The sequence below is a fragment of the Ruania suaedae genome (assembly GCF_021049265.1).
Lineage (GTDB): Bacteria > Actinomycetota > Actinomycetes > Actinomycetales > Beutenbergiaceae > Ruania > Ruania suaedae.
Map to the genome: position 1 here is coordinate 3,003,229 of NZ_CP088018.1, position 14,961 is coordinate 3,018,189.

Genomic DNA, 14,961 nt, shown 5'->3' on the forward strand with positions numbered 1-14,961 from the left:
GCAGGTCATGGCCAGACCCCGCGGCGGCCCCCGACGCCCCAGCGTCACCGATGTGGCGCGGGAGGCAGGGGTCTCGGTTGGCACCGTCTCCAACGTGCTCAACCGGCCGGACACGGTCTCCCCCGGCACCCGCGAGAAGGTCGAGGCGGCGATCGAGTCCCTGCACTTCGTCCGCAACGCCTCGGCCCGCCAGCTCCGCAGCGGGGAGATCACCACCGTGGGCGCCGTCGTGCTCGACATCGCCAACCCGTTTTTCACCGAGATGGCGCGCGGCATCGAGGACAGGCTCGCCCAGGATGATCACACCCTGATGCTGTGCAGCTCGGACGAGGACCCGCATCGGGAGGCCAGGTTCCTGCGGCTGTTCGAGGAGCGCGGCGTGCGCGGGGTGCTCGCCACGCCGTCCAACGGCAGCCTGGACGCGCTGCTGTCGCTGCGCGAACGCGGGACCGATGTGGTCCTGCTCGACCACACCTCGCCGGTGCCCGACATCGGCTCGGTGGCCGTGGACGACGTCGGCGGCGCCTCGCTCGCGATGAACCACCTGCTCGATCTGGGCCACACCCGGCTGGCGTTCGTGAACGGTCCGCTGACCCTGCGCCAGTGCGTCGACCGGCGCGACGGCGTCATCCAGACCCTGACTGCCCGGGGCCTGGACCCGGCGGAGGCGCTGGTCGAGGTGAACCTGGACGCCCTCAACCCCAACGCCGCCGATGCCGCTGTGCACCGGTTGCTGGCCTCCGCCGGGCCGAGACCGACAGCGATGTTCTGCGCCAACGACGTCACCGCCCTCGGCGCGCTCCGGGCGCTGCGGGATGGCGGTATCTCCATCCCCGAGGACATGGCGGTGGTCGGCTACGACGACGTCATCTTCGCCTCGATGCTCACCACCCCGCTGACATCCGTGCGCCAGCCGATGCATACCCTCGGCTGGACCGCTGCGGACATGCTGCTGCGGGGGCCCGACGCGGAGCAGCCGCGGCAGGTGGAGTTCGCACCGGAGCTCGTCGTACGCGCCTCGAGCGGGAGCGGCGCACCGGCCCGCGCCTGAAGATCAGGCCACGGGCGGCCCGGCCAAGCGGTCCAGCAGCACCGGCCCGACCTGCAGATCCGTCTCGAGGACCACGCGGCAGCGGGCCCCGGGCACGTCCACCGGGCCGCGCCGCTGATCGCGCATGTCCACGATCGTCTGCCCGCGCCCGGGGCCGTCACCGGCGTCGACGACCACCGGCACCCGTGGCGCTCGTGTGGCCTGGACCGTACCGACCAGCAGCGCGGCGGCGAGCGGGTCGTGCAGGGCGCAGGCGCGGTATCCGTAGACCTGCAGGTAGCGGTCCAGGTAGGCCTCGAGCGTCTCCCCCACGGCCCGCGCGATCGCCTCCGGCGCCTCCAGCAGCCGGCGCCGCCCGAGCTCGTCGAGCGTGTGCTCCATCGTCACGTCCAGCGGGACCAGCGTCACGTCCCAGTCCGCGCTCAGCACGGCGGCCGCCGCCTCGGGGTCGTTCGCGATGTTCGCCTCCGCCACCGCGGTCACGTTCCCCGGCTCCAGTGCGGCGCCACCCATCACGACGACGTCACGCACCATGGCGGGCAGCCCGGGCTCACGCTCGAGCGCCAGGGCGAGGTTGGTCAGCGGGCCGATGGCCAGGATCCGCAGCTCGCCGGGGTGCGCGCGCGCCAGGTCCAGCAACAGCTCGACCGCGTCCCGCGGGTCCGGGCTCGCAGTGGCGGGCTCGAGGTCCACTCCGCCGATCCCGTTCTCGCCATGGACCTCGGGGGCACCGCCGCCGAAGGTGCCACGGAGGGGGTCGGTGGCACCGACGCTGACGGGAATGTCCTCCCGGCCGGCGAGGGCGAGGAGCGCGAGTGTGTTGTCGGCGGCCACGGTGGCGGAGGTGTTCCCGCTGACCGTGCCGATCCCCACCACATCGGCCTCGGGCGAGGCCAGCAGATAGGCGAGGGCGAGGGCATCGTCGATCCCGGTGTCGCAGTCGACGTAGAGCGGTGCAGCATCAGTCATTCCCCCAGTCTGCCATTCGTCAAGGCCACCCCTGCGGACGGCAATGGCCGGGCATGCCTCCTCGGCGTGCGGCTGTCCGCCCCGTCGGCGGTGGCACGCGCCGGTTCCGGCCGCCACGGCGGGTCTGCGTACGATGAGCGGCGGAGGAGAGGAGCACCGATGGCGCGGATCGTCGACGTCGCCCGCGAGGCGGGCGTGTCCCCGCCACCGTGTCCCGGGTGCTCAACGGCAAGGACGTCAACCCGGAGCTGGCCGCACGGGTGTGCGCACCGCCGTCGAGAACCCGTTCTTCACCTCGGTGGCGCCGGTCGCCGAGGACGTGCTGGGGCACGCCGGATACTCGGCGGTGCTGTGCAACACCGACGACGACCCCACCAAGGAGGCCCGCTACCTGAGCGTGGCCGAGCACGAGAACATGGCCGGCGTGCTCATCGCACCGGCGCGCGGTAAGCCGGAGCTGGGCCCGCTGCTCGAGCGCGGGCGGGCGGTGGTCGCGCTGGACCGGCGGGTGGGGCAGCCGGTCGACCATGTGATGTTCGACAACGTCGCGCTCGGGGACCGCACCACCGGAGCTGCTCGTGCACGCCAACTTCCGGGTCAACGGCGGCTACGCGGCGCTGGTCCACCTGCTCGGGCTGGTGGATCCGCCGCAGGCGATCGTGGCCACCAACAATCTGGTGGGCGTCGGGGCGTTGCGCGCACTGGCCGAGCGGCCGGCGGAGGCGGGCGCCCCGCTGGGGGTGGCCGTCATCGGCGACCTGCCATTCGCGACCTCCAGCACCACCGGGGTGCATCTGCCCGCGCTGCTGCACGGGCCGCACCCTTGGAATCCGTTTCGGTCATCAGAGTCCGGTTCTGCACGTACGGAACCGGACTCCGATGACCAACGTGGATTCCGACAAGGTCCGCGAGCGCTCAGCGTGTGCGGGCGGGCACCCCGTGCTCGATCGGCAGCAGCCGGCGCAGCTGGGTGACGTGGCCCGGTTCGAGCTCGTCCACCGAGGAGACGCCCAGCAGCTTCATCGTGCGCTCGACCTCGGACCCGAGGATCTCGATCATCCGGTCCACCCCCTGGCGCCCGCCGGCCATCAGTCCGTACAGGTAGGCGCGGCCGACGAGCGTGAAGTCCGCACCGAGGGCGAGGGAGGCGACGATGTCGGCCCCGCTCATGATGCCGGTGTCGAGGATGATCTCGAGCTGATCGCCGAGCTCGGCGGAGATCTCGGGAAGCATGTGGAAGGGGATCGGCGCGCGGTCGAGCTGGCGTCCACCATGGTTGGAGAGCACGATCCCGTCGACCCCGAGCTCGGCCACCCGGCGCGCGTCCGCCAGGGTCTGCACGCCCTTGACGACGACCTTGCCCGGCCACTGCTCACTGACCCAGCGCAGATCGTCGAAGTCGACCGTCGGATCGAACATCGAGTTCAACAGCTCGGCCACCGTGCCGGACCAGCGGTCGAGCGAGGCGAACGCGAGCGGTTCGGTGGTGAGGAAGTCGATCCACCACGCCGGGCGCGGGATGGCGTTGATCACGGTTGCCGGGGTGAGCGAGGGCGGGATCGTCATCCCATTGCGCTTGTCCCGCAGCCGCGCTCCCGCGACCGGCACGTCCACGGTGACCAGCAAGGTGTCGTAGTTGGCGTCGGCGGCGCGGTTGACCAGCGCCATCGACCGGTCCCGGTCCTTCCACATGTACAGCTGGAACCAATTGCGCCCGGTCGGGTTCGCGGCGGCGACGTCCTCGATGGACGCGGTGCCCATGGTCGACAGCGAGAACGGGATGCCTGCCTCGGCCGCAGCGCCGGCGCCGGCGAGCTCGCCCTCGGTCTGCATCATCCGCGTGAAGCCGGTGGGAGCGATGCCGAAGGGTAGTGCGGAGCGCCCGCCCAGCACGTTCACGGAGGTGTCCACGTGGGAGACGTCGCGCAGGATCGAGGGGTGGAACTCGATGTCCTCGAAGGCCTGGCGGGCCCGGGCGAGCGAGAGCTCCTGCTCCGCGGCGCCCTCGGTGTAGTCGAAGGCGGCCTTCGGGGTGCGCCGCTGGGCGATATGGCGCAGATCGTGGATCGTCAGCGCACTCTCGAGCCGCCGCTTGCGGCCATCGAGCTCCGGGCGCTTGAACTGCATCAACGGCGCGAGATCGCGCACTTTGGGTACTCGACGCTGAACCATGGCTCAATACTCCCGCACTCCGGTTGCGGCTGACGCCACCCCGGTCTCGAATGGAACGATTCAGTGAGTCTTCCGACGGCGTCCGGGACTGTCAAGCAGACCGGTGCGGGACAATCGTGCGGTGTCCTCCTCCGACGCCTCGCTCTTCCCGCTGCCCGAGGGCGCCCGGCACTACCCGCGGCGCGTGGTGCTGCTCACGGGCCCGTCCGGATCGGGCAAGACCTCCCTGGTGCGCCGGCTTGGTCTGCCCATGGTCGCCCTCGACGACTTCTACTACGACATCGACGCCCCGCACCTGCCGCAGCGATTCGGCAGCGTCGACTGGGACGCCCCGCAGAGCTGGAACGCCGACGCCGCCCAGTCAGCGCTGATCACGCTCTGCCGCGACGGCGAGGCCCAGGTCCCGATCTACGACATCCCCACGTCCCGGCGTACCGGCAACGCCACCGTCGTGGCCGAGGAGTCCCGGATCGTCCTCGCCGAGGGAATCTTCGCGGGCGAGCTGGTGCCCGGCCTGCGCGCCGAAGGCGTGCTCGCCGACGCGATCTGCCTGGTCCGCCCCCGCCTGCAGACCTTCTGGTTCCGGCTGCTGCGCGATCTGGCCGAGGCCCGCAAGCCGCCCTCGACGCTGGTGCGTCGAGGGTTGGCCCACCTGCGCAGCGAGCCGGCGAAGATCCGGGCGTGGTCGGCGCAGGGGTGCCGTCCGCTCAGCGTCGGGCGCGCCGAGGCCGAGCTGCGGGCGCTGCTGCGCTACAGCTAGCCACGCGCACCCGCCGACCCGACGCGCTCCTCCTACCCTGTCACCACCCGGTCGGAGGCCGTGTGCTGTGCGAAGGCATCGGCCACCGTGTTCCGACGGCGCAGCAACCCGTGGTCCGACTCGACCAGGTCCCACAGGCCCATGCTGAGCAAGGACGCCTCCCGGGGGGTGCCGGCGTGCCGGTAGGTCCACTCGTACATGTCGAACAGCGGCCACCAGGTGTAGGCGACCACCGGCATCCCCTCGGCGCGCAGGCGCTGCAGCAGCGCGACCGAGTCGTCCAGCCACGCCACCCTCTCCGCTTCCGACGCCGTCACGCACGTCTCGGTCAGAGCCACCGGAGCGCCGTACCGCGAGGCGTAGCTGCGCAGCACCTCCTCCAGGCCGACGACCCCGTCGTCGCGCGTGGGCTGCGGCTCGACGAAACCGCCCGTCGGCCACGGCCCTGCCTGCACGAGTGTCGTGGAGTGCTTGGGGTAGTAGTTGACGCCCATCACGTCCGGTAGCGCCGGGGCCGCCCGGAGACGGTCGAGAAGGTCCTCGGGGAAGCCGTGCCTGAGCAGGTGCTCGGTCAGCGGGTGCGCAGCGTCCACCCGTCCCGTCACCAGATCCTCGACGACGTAGACCTGCTCGCGCAGCAGCCGCACCTTGTCCGCGTGCTCGCCGTCGACGTCGCCGACGAACCGGGTGGTGGCGTCCACGTGCCAGAAGGCCGCCCGCTCACCCAGCGCCTCGGCGATGCCGTGCTGGGAACGGGAGAAGCCATCGGCGAGCGCTGCGACCATCCGGATGAGCCCCTCCTCCCCGCGCAGATACGGCGGCCAGTACGCCAGCTCGCCACAGAACCGCGCGTGGATCATCGGCTCGTTCACGGGTGTGTAGTCGGTGACGGTATCGGCGTACCGCTCGGCCACTGCCACCGCGTACTCGGCGACGCGCTGCGGGTAGTCGGGGTGAGCGAACTCGCCCTCGAGCCACTCGGGGGTGCCGTAGTGGAGCAGGTCGACGATCGGGCGGATGCCGAGCTCGGCGAAACGCGCCATCACCGGGTCCAGCCAGGACCAGTCCCACTGCCCCGGTGCCGGGTTGATCCGGTACCACGGGACACCCCAGCGCATGAACTCGGCCCCCACCTCGGCGGCGAGGCCCAGGTCGGCGTGCCAGTGCTCGTAGTGCTCCGTGAGCTCGTACTCGTCCAGGGCCCTCTCCCCCGGGCGGGTCTGCGGCACGAACGTGTCCTCGACGCCGACGCCGAAGTGCAGTCGGCCGTCCTGATACCAGGTCATGTGATCCTCACAGTGGTTGGGAAGTCGCGCGCGGGGCGCGCTGGTCGTCGTGTCCACCAGCCGGCGAGCGGCGGGCCGACGGGGCGGGGCCTCACCCCTTCATCCCGGTCATGGCCACGCCCTCGATGAACCGGCGCTGCACGAGCAGGTAGAGCACGACGAGGGGGACGATCGCCACCAGCGAGCCGGCCATCATCACCCCGTAGGGGGCCACACCCGTCGCGGACCCGGTCAGCAGGGCGAGCCCCGCCGTCAACGGACGCACACTGGAGTCGCTGGTCATGATCAGCGGCCACAACAGGTCGTTCCAGTTGTTGACGAAGTGGAACAGCGCCATCGTCAGCAGGGCCGGTTTGGCGTTGGGCAGGATGATCGACCAGAACACCCGCAGCTCACTGGCCCCGTCGATCCGGGCTGCGGAGTCGAGATCCCGCGGAAGAGTGATGAAGAACTGCCGCAGCAGGAAGATCCCGGCCACATCGGCCGCGCGCGGGATCACCAGCCCGGCGTAGGTGTTGACCCACCCGATCTCGGAGATCAGCTCGTACAGGGGAACCAGGAGCGCCTGGAAGGGCACCATCATCACGGCGATCAGCACCGTGAATATGGCATAGCGCCCCTTGAAGTCGATGCGCGCCAGGGCATAAGCGGCCAGTGAGTTGAACACCAGCGACAGGCCGGTCACCGCCGCCGCGAAGACGAACGAGTTCCAGGACTGGGAGAACACCGGAATCCGGGCGATCAACCCGTCGAAGTTCTCGAGCGTGAAGCGGGACGGGATGAAGTTGGGCGGCCACGAGAGCACCTCCGACTCCGGGGAGAAGGCGGAGAGCACCACCACGACCACCGGGAAAGAGGTGAGGGCGGCGAACACCAGCAGCCCGGCGACCACACCGGACTGGGTGAGCGCGCGCGCGGTGCCGGCGCTGGCGCGGCGGCGAGGGCTACGGCGCGAGGCCGGGCCCACAGGGGCGGGGGACGCCGTCGTGGTCTGGTTCATGCTCACTCCAGGTCCTGCTCACGCTTGGCCCCGATGCGGAGCTGAATGAGGCCGAGGGCGAGGGTGATCACCAGCAACACGTAGGAGACAGCCGAGGCGAAGCCCATCCGGAAGTCCCGGAAGCCATCGGTGTAGATGCGGTAGACGATCGTCTCGGTGGCCCGGTCCGGACCGCCCTGGGTCATGATGTAGATCTGGTCGAAGGCCTGGAACGCGCCGATGATCGCGAACACGATCACGAACGTCATCGTGGCGCGCAGACCGGGCATGGTGACGGCGCGGAACTGCCGCCAGGCGCCCGCACCATCGAGGATGGCTGCCTCGTACAGGTAGCGCGGGATCCCCTGCAGGCCGGCGAGGAAGATGACCATGAAGTAACCGAAGTTCTTCCAGATCGCCACCGCCGTGACCGCCGGCAGCGCCCACGTGGTCGAGGCGAAGATGTCGCCCATCTGGATCCCGATCGTGCCGAGCCAGTACGGGATGAGCCCGAGATTCGGGTCGAGCAGGAACGCCCACGCCAGTGACGCCACCGCCATCGAGATGACGAACGGCAGGAAGATGATCGTGCGGAAGAAGCTGCGCAGCGGCACGTCCTTGCGGTTCAGCAGCAGCGCGGCCCCGAGCCCGACCGCGATCACCAGCGGCCCGTACATGAGGGCGTAGAGCATCGTGTTCCAGATCGCCCGAAGCGTGTTCGGGTCCGTGAAGACGGTGACGTAGTTCTCCAGCCCGATCCAGGATTCCTGGCCGAACCCCGAGGCGTCGGTGAAGGACAGCCGCAGCGCCGACAGCGCCGGGACGAACACGAAGGCGATGATGACAGCCAGGGCCGGGGCAAGGAACGCCGTCGCCCGCAACGCCCGGCCACGATCGTGGCGGGCGATCTGGCCGGAGCGGTCCGGTGGCGGGCCACCGAGGCGCTTCGGCGCCCGGTAGGCCGGTTGCACAGTGGTCATGAGATCTCCAAGAACTCCGGTGGTGCCGGGCAGGGCCCGGCACCACCAGCGGGATGCGTCACTCGAACCGGGAGAGGATGTCGGCGACCGACTCCGCCGTCTCGGTGGTCGCCGGCGCCAGGTCGCCGCCCTGGGTGACGGTGGTGTTGAGCGTGGACAGCTCGGCGTTGACGTCCGTCAGCCCGCCCGGGACCCCGTAGAGCCGGATGTAGGAGTTCTCCGTGTGGTCGATCATCGTGCCGACGAACGGGGTGTCACCGATCTGCTCAGCGGTGATGTCGGTGCGGTTGGGCGGGTAGTAGGACTCCTGCGCCCACAGCACCTGGGAGTCGTGGGCGTTGTAGTAGCGCAGGAACGCCTCCGCGCCGGCCGCGGTCTGCTCGTCGGCCTGGGAGGTGAGCCACCAGTAGTTGGCCGCTGCCTGGGTGGCCACACCCTCGGGGCCGGCCGGCATCTCGAAGACGTCGATGTCCAGGCCCACACTCTCGGCTCCGGTGATGATCCACGGGCCGATGACGGTCATCGCGGCCTTACCGGCCTTGAACAGGTCGACCGCCTCCGGGAGAGTGATGTTCGTCGGGCCCCAGTTGCCCTCGTAGGCGTCCTGCCACCACTGCAGGGTCTCGATGTTCTGCGGGGTGTCGAGTGTGACCTCACCGTCGCTGTAGACGGCGCCGCCACCGGCCTCGAGGAAGGTCGGCAGGAAGGTGCCGTCGGCGTCGGGCAGGGCCAGGCCGTAGATCTCCGGTTCGCCGTCACCGTTCTCGTCCACGGTGAGCTCCTCGGCGAGGTCGATCCACTCCTCCCACGTGGTGGGTACGTCCTCCTCGGTGATGCCCGCCTCGGCGAACATCTCGGTGTTGTACCAGACCGAGAACGGACCGTACGCCATCGGGACGGCGTACTGGGCGCCATCGAAGGTCACGTAGTCGACCACGTGCGGGTAGTAGGTCTCGGTCTCGTTCTCGGCGTTCTCGTAGAAGGAGTCCATCGGCACGAAGACACCCTGGTTGGCGTAGCCCTCCCCCTCGGCGGCCGGCTGGACCACCAGGTCGGGGCCGTTGCCGGCGGAGACGGCCGGCAGGAGCTTGTCGGTGATGACGTTCCAGGGGTTGACCTCCACCGAGATCTCGAACTCGTCCTGGGAGGCGTTGAACTCCTCGGCGAGCTGGTTGACCACGTCGCCGTCGGCCTCGGTGAAGCCGTGCCAGACGCTGACGGTGGTGGTCTCGCCACCGCCACCGGAGTCACCCGTGTCGGTGCCTGAGGAGCAGGCGGCGAGAGTGAGGGCGGCCGCGGTGCCGGCGGCGAGCAGGATGCTGCGTCGGTGCAGTCTCGAAGGGGACATCGTCGTTCTCCTTGTCGGTAGTACATCGGTGTATGAAGGGAGCCGATGCGAGGGAAGTGGGAGGGGGAGGCGTGTGCCTGCTAGGGGGCGGCGACGGCGGGAATCGCCGACGCTACCGGCCGCGTCATCGCGTGGAAACCCTTCGTCAGGTCGTTAGTACATCGGTGTACTACGGGAGATTACGCAGGAGATGCGCGGTGGTCAACCCCGCTCAGGTCACCGATCCATCACGATCCGAACCGCTACCGGGTGGATTCGCGGAGCACCAACGTCGCCGGCACCTCGATCGACCACCGTTCGGTCCCCGATTCAGCCGTCCCGTTCCCAGCAGCAGCCTCGGCGCCGTGGATGCTCCGCAACCTCCGCACGATCATGCCGACCGCCAGTTCCGCCAGCTGGGCGCGATCGACGTCGACCGTGCTCAGGGCGGGAACGCTGTACTGGGCGTCGTCGATGTTGTCGAAGCCCATCACCTGCACGTCCTCCGGCACCCGTCGCCCGCTGCGGAGCACCTCGGTCAGGGCACCGAGAGCGAGGGTGTCGTTGAAACCGAACACCGCATCGAAGCGGACACCGCGCGTGCTCAGATCCCGGATGGCAGCGGCGCCGGCCGCCTTGCTCCAGCCGTCGGTGGCCTGGATGAGCCGGTCGTCGACGTCGATCCCGTGGCGCTCCAGCGACTCGAGGTAGCCACGAGTGCGCTCACCCTCGGCTCCCACCTCAGCGCCGCGATCGGCGCCCAGGGCGACGATCCTTCGTGCTCCGCGCGAGATGAGGTGGTCGACCACGAGCTCCGCCCCGCGCGCGTTCGCCATGTACACCTGATCGACGTCGTCCGTGATGCGATGGTCCCCGAGCACCACCACGGGAAACCCCGGCGGCGCCGAGTCGGAGACCACGTCGCCGTGTCCGACCGGAGCCACGATCGCGCCGTCCACCAGGTGGGTGTGCGATCCCACCAGGTGTTCCACGGCCACATGCTCGGAGGGCTCGACCTGCTCGATGATCACCTTGAGACCGGCTTTCGCGGCCTCGCGGATGACATCGTCAGCGAGCTCGGCGAAATAGTGGTGCCGAAGCTCCGGCAGTGCGAGGCCGATCAGGCCCGTCCGGTTGGTCCGGAGCTTGCGCGCCGTGACGTTGAGCCGGTACCCCAGCTCGGCCATGGCAGCCTCCACCTGCGCCCGCGTCTCGGGCCGGATGTAGGGGTAGGTGTTGTTGACGACGTTCGAGACCGTCTTCACCGACACCCCGGCGAGTTTGGCGACGTCGCGCATTGTGGCGGGCATGGGGCTCCCTTCGCGCCTGAGCCGATCGTAGATCCTCCCAGGCACTCCGTTCGCCCACCACGCATACCGTCACCACGACCACCCGGGGGGTCAGAAGGGGTCGGTGGGTCAGGCCCCCGCGGTCATCCGGTAGTACATCTGGTTCCACCGCAGCTCACGCTGGAAGGCCCGCACCGTCGTCGAGGCGTCGATGAGCGCCAGCTCGGTGCGGGAGATCTCGGCGAAGTCCTCGAACACCTCGGTGCCCACCTGCGTGGTCAGCACCGTGTGGTGCGCGCCCCCGGCGGTCAGCCAGGCCCGCGCGGAGGTGGTGAAGTCCGGGCGCGGCACCCAGACCGCACGCGCCACCGGCAGGTTCGGCAGCTCGGCGTCGGGGCCCACGATGTCCACCTCGTTGGCCACCAGCCGGAACCGCTCGCGCATGTCGCTCAGCGCCACCACCAGTCCCTCGCCGATGTCGGTGTCGAACACCAGCCGCACCGGGTCCTCCCGGTCGCCGATACCGAGCGGGTGAATCTCCAGCCGCGGCTTGGACGTGGTCAGCGACGGGCAGATCTCGAGCATGTGCGCCCCGAGAATCTTCTCCTGGCCCGGGGTCAGCTCGTAGGTGTAGTCCTCCATCAGCGAGGCACCACCGGGCAGGCCGTGGCCCATCACCTTGGCCAGGCGCACCAGGATCGCGGTCTTCCAGTCGCCCTCGGCACCGAAGCCGTAGCCGGCCGCCATCAACCGCTGCACGGCCAGCCCCGGCAACTGCCGGAGCCCGCCCAGGTCCTCGAAGTTCGTCGTGAACGCCGCGAAGCCCCCGGACTCCAGGAACGAGCGCATCCCGGCCTCCTGCCGGGCGCCGTAGCGCAGGGACTCGTGCCGCTCGCCCCCGGGCCGGAGCTCGTCGGCCACGTCGTAGGCGTCCAGGTACTCCTCGATCAACGAATCGACCACGGAGTCCTCGACCGCGTCCACCACTGCGACCAGGTCGTTCACGCCCCAGGTGTTCACCGAGACGCCGAACCGCAGCTCGGCCTCGGTCTTGTCGCCCTCGGTCACGGCCACATTGCGCATGTTGTCGCCGAAGCGGGCGAGCTTCATCCCGCTCAGGGCGGCCCACCCGACGGCGGCCCTCGCCCAGGTGCCGACCTGCGCCTGCACGTCGGGCGTGCTGGCGTGGCCCACCACGATCTTGCGCGCCACCCCGAGGCGGGTGGCGATGTAGCCGAACTCCCGGTCGCCGTGGGCGGCCTGGTTCAGGTTCATGAAGTCCATGTCGATGTCCGACCACGGCAGCTCCATCCCGGCCTGCGTGTGCAGGTGCAGCAGCGGGGTGCGCAGCGCGTCCAGGCCGGTGATCCACATCTTCGCCGGGGAGAAGGTGTGCATCCAGGTGATCACGCCGACGCAGTTGTCGTCAGCATTAGCCTCCAGCGCCGCCCGGCGGATGGACGCGGTGTCCTTGAGCACCGGCTTCCACACGATCCGCACCGGCACCTCGGAGGACTCCTCCAGATGGCGGGCCACCTCCTGGGACTGCTCGGCCACCTGCTGCAAGGTCTCGTCGCCGTAGAGGTCCTGGCTACCGGTGAGGAACCAGATCTCGCGGCCTGCGAAGGGGTTGTCCATGGGTCAGTCCTTCCCGCCCTCGGCGCGCTGGCCGTAGACGTTCTGGTAGCGATCGAAGAGGGAGTCGATGTGCTCGGCGGCGATGGGCTGCACCCCGCCGAGCTGCTGGGCGATGTGGACGGTGCGGGCGACGTCCTCGCACATCACGGCCGCCTTGACGGCGTCCTTGGCGTCGGTGCCGATGGTGAAGGGCCCGTGGTTGGCCATCAGCACCGCCTTGGAGCGGCTGGTGCGCAGCGTCTCCACGATGCCCTGACCGATGGAGTCGTCGCCGATCAGCGCGAACGGGCCGACCGGGATCTCCCCGCCGAACTCATCACCCATCATCGTGATCACGCACGGGATGGGCTCGTTCCGGGCGGCCCACGCGGTGGCGTAGGTGGAGTGGGTATGCACCACGCCGCCCACCTCGGCCATGTGCCGGTAGACGTAGGCGTGCGCGGCGGTGTCGGAGGAGGGCGTGAGGTGGTCGGGGGTGCCGTCGTCGATCTTGGTGCCGTCCAGGGTGCAGACCACCATCGACTCCGGCGTCAGGTCGTCGTAGGAGACACCGGACGGCTTGATGACGAACAGCTCCACCTCGGAGGAACGCACGCGCTCGGAGACATTGCCGGCAGTCCAGATGACCAGCTCGTAGCGCACGAGCTCGGCGTGCAGCCGGGCCACGCGCTCGCGAGTCGCGGCCACCTCGGCCTGGACGGCCGCGGGCATGTCGGCGAGGACAGGTGTGCTCTCACTCATGCGAGCTCCTCCGGAACGGTCAGGGCCGGTGCGGCGGTCTCGGCGGCGTTGCTCGCCTCCCAGGCCTGGCGGCGGATGGTCTTGAGCCGCTTCATCACGTCGTTCTCGCCGCGGCCGAAGTAGTCGTGCAGGCGGGTGTACTCGGTGAAGAGCGCGTCGTAGGCAGCGGTGGCCTCGGGGTCCGGCTGGTAGGCGCCCACCACGCGGTGGCCCATCGAGGCAGCAGCGGTACGCACGTCCGGGTAGGCGCCCGCGGCCACGGCCGCGTGGATGGCCGATCCCACCGCAGGACCCTGCTCGGAGGTGATGGTGCTCAGCGGCAGGCCGGTCACATCGGCATACATCTGCATCAGGAAGCGGTTCTTCAGCAGCCCGCCGGCCACGACGAGCTCGTTGATCGCCACCCCGGAGGAGGTGAACGCGTCGATGATGGTGCGGGTGCCGAAGGCCGTCGACTCCAGTAGCGCCCGGTAGATGTCCTCGGGGCGGGTGGCCAGCGTCTGGCCGAGGATCAGGCCGGAGAGCTCGGTGTCCACCAGCACCGACCGGTTGCCTCCGTGCCAGTCCAGTGCCACCAGCCCGTGGCCGCCGATGGGCTGCTTCTCGGCGAGCTCGGTGAGGTAGGCATGGGTGGAGATTCCCCGGCGCTGCGCCTCGGCCGTGTACTCGGCGGGCACCCCGGTGGAGACGAACCAGCCGAAGATGTCCCCGACGCCGCTCTGCCCGGCCTCGTAGCCGTAGGTGCCGGAGATGACGCCGCCGTCGACCACCCCGCACATGCCGGGCACCTCGTGCAGCTCGTCGCTGGTGACCACATGGCAGGTGGAGGTGCCCATGATCAGGGTGAGCTGGCCGCCGTCGACGGCGTTCGCGGCCGGCAGGGTGACGTGGGCGTCCACGTTCCCCGCAGCCACGGCGATGCCCTCCGGCAACCCCGTCCAGGCGGCCGCCTCGGCCGTGAGGCGCCCGACGGCGTCCCCCAGCTGGGCGATCGGAGCCTCCAGCTTGTCGCGCACGAACCCGCCGAAATCGGGGTTGAGCGCGGTCAGGAAGTCCTCGCCCGGGTGGGCGCCGTCCTGATGGATGCCCTTGTATCCGACGGTGCAGGCATTGCGCGCGTAGGAGCCGCCGAGCTGCCAGACGATCCAGTCCGCAGCCTCGACCCAGTGGTCCATGGCGTCGTAGATCTCACGGTCCTCCTCGAGCAGCTGCAGCCCCTTGGCGAACTGCCACTCGGAGGAGATGAGGCCGCCGTAGCGCGGCAGCCAGGCCTCGCCCCGCTCACGGGCTACGGCGTTGATGCGGTCGGCATGCGACTGCGCCGCGTGGTGCTTCCACAGCTTGACGTAGGCGTGCGGACGATCGGCGAACTGCTCCAGCTCGCACAGCGGCGTCCCGTCCGCGCCCACCGGGATCATCGTGCAGGCGGTGAAGTCGGTGGCGATGCCGATGACTTGGCCCGGGTCGATGCCGGCCTCATGCACGGCGCGCGGCACGGCCTCGCGCAGGACGTCGACATAGTCCGCGGGAACCTGCAGCGCCCACTCGGGGGGCAGGTCGGCGTTCGTCGCGGAGGCGGTGAGGGTGCGGTCCATCACGGCGTGGCCGTAGGCGTGCTCGGCACTGCCGAGCTCGGCGCCGTCACGGGTGCGGACGACGACCGCCCGGCCGGAGAGCGTGCCGAAGTCCACACCGATGGTGTAGGTGTCCTGCTCAGTCATGGCGATCCTCGGGTCGGCGGTGAGTCCCACGTCGATGTTAGCGCTCAC

At 69.9% G+C, this 14,961-nt stretch carries 13 protein-coding genes; 3 read left to right on the top strand and 10 right to left on the bottom strand.

The genetic code is table 11. From position 1 onward, the window contains the following. Window positions 1-7: 7 nt before the first annotated feature. Window positions 8-1,051 (top strand): LacI family DNA-binding transcriptional regulator, encoded by a 1,044-nt coding sequence (locus tag LQF12_RS13870; RefSeq protein ID WP_231053497.1) that lies wholly within the window; start codon window positions 8-10, stop codon window positions 1,049-1,051. Between the two features lie 3 nt (window positions 1,052-1,054). Here the strand turns inward: LQF12_RS13870 and LQF12_RS13875 are convergent, their stop codons facing one another. Next, the gene (locus tag LQF12_RS13875; RefSeq protein ID WP_231053498.1) at window positions 1,055-2,020 is read right to left on the bottom strand and encodes a nucleoside hydrolase; all 966 of its coding nucleotides are present in this window, start codon (window positions 2,018-2,020) and stop codon (window positions 1,055-1,057) included. Between the two features lie 133 nt (window positions 2,021-2,153). On the opposite strand from LQF12_RS13875, the gene LQF12_RS16515 reads away from it, so the two are divergent. Continuing rightward, the gene (locus LQF12_RS16515) at window positions 2,154-2,903 is read left to right on the top strand and encodes a type 1 periplasmic-binding domain-containing protein (RefSeq protein WP_354004677.1); all 750 of its coding nucleotides are present in this window, start codon (window positions 2,154-2,156) and stop codon (window positions 2,901-2,903) included. 32 nt (window positions 2,904-2,935) lie between these two features. Here the strand turns inward: LQF12_RS16515 and LQF12_RS13880 are convergent, their stop codons facing one another. Then, the gene (locus tag LQF12_RS13880) at window positions 2,936-4,192 is read right to left on the bottom strand and encodes an alpha-hydroxy acid oxidase (RefSeq protein WP_231053499.1); all 1,257 of its coding nucleotides are present in this window, start codon (window positions 4,190-4,192) and stop codon (window positions 2,936-2,938) included. A 121-nt stretch (window positions 4,193-4,313) separates the two neighbouring features. Between LQF12_RS13880 and LQF12_RS13885 the strand changes: the two genes are divergently transcribed. Continuing rightward, window positions 4,314-4,952 carry a uridine kinase family protein gene (locus LQF12_RS13885; protein ID WP_231053500.1) on the top strand — a complete coding sequence of 213 codons (639 nt, stop codon included), beginning with the start codon at window positions 4,314-4,316 and terminating at the stop codon, window positions 4,950-4,952. Between the two features lie 32 nt (window positions 4,953-4,984). Here LQF12_RS13885 and LQF12_RS13890 read toward each other — a convergent pair whose 3' ends face one another. The 8 genes from LQF12_RS13890 to araB form a co-directional block, all read right to left on the bottom strand. After that, entirely contained in the window at window positions 4,985-6,238 is a 1,254-nt protein-coding gene (locus LQF12_RS13890; RefSeq protein WP_231053501.1) for a family 1 glycosylhydrolase, read from the bottom strand. Between the two features lie 91 nt (window positions 6,239-6,329). Continuing rightward, complete coding sequence (locus tag LQF12_RS13895; RefSeq protein ID WP_231053502.1) at window positions 6,330-7,238, bottom strand: carbohydrate ABC transporter permease; 909 nt, start codon at window positions 7,236-7,238, stop codon at window positions 6,330-6,332. A gap of 2 nt (window positions 7,239-7,240) precedes the next feature. Then, a complete protein-coding gene (locus LQF12_RS13900; RefSeq protein WP_231053503.1) occupies window positions 7,241-8,197 on the bottom strand; it encodes a carbohydrate ABC transporter permease in 957 nt (318 codons plus the stop codon). A 58-nt stretch (window positions 8,198-8,255) separates the two neighbouring features. Beyond that, window positions 8,256-9,545, bottom strand: coding sequence for an extracellular solute-binding protein (locus LQF12_RS13905; protein ID WP_231053504.1), 1,290 nt, complete (start codon window positions 9,543-9,545; stop codon window positions 8,256-8,258). 242 nt (window positions 9,546-9,787) lie between these two features. After that, on the bottom strand, window positions 9,788-10,834 hold the full coding sequence (locus LQF12_RS13910) for a LacI family DNA-binding transcriptional regulator (protein WP_231053505.1): 1,047 nt from the start codon (window positions 10,832-10,834) through the stop codon (window positions 9,788-9,790). A gap of 108 nt (window positions 10,835-10,942) precedes the next feature. After that, the gene (gene araA / locus LQF12_RS13915; RefSeq protein ID WP_231053506.1) at window positions 10,943-12,451 is read right to left on the bottom strand and encodes an L-arabinose isomerase; all 1,509 of its coding nucleotides are present in this window, start codon (window positions 12,449-12,451) and stop codon (window positions 10,943-10,945) included. A 3-nt stretch (window positions 12,452-12,454) separates the two neighbouring features. Then, entirely contained in the window at window positions 12,455-13,192 is a 738-nt protein-coding gene (locus LQF12_RS13920) for an L-ribulose-5-phosphate 4-epimerase (protein WP_435531194.1), read from the bottom strand. Then, window positions 13,189-14,913 (bottom strand): ribulokinase, encoded by a 1,725-nt coding sequence (araB, locus tag LQF12_RS13925; RefSeq protein ID WP_231053507.1) that lies wholly within the window; start codon window positions 14,911-14,913, stop codon window positions 13,189-13,191. The genes LQF12_RS13920 and araB overlap by 4 nt, the downstream gene beginning before the upstream one ends. Window positions 14,914-14,961 lie beyond the last annotated feature (48 nt).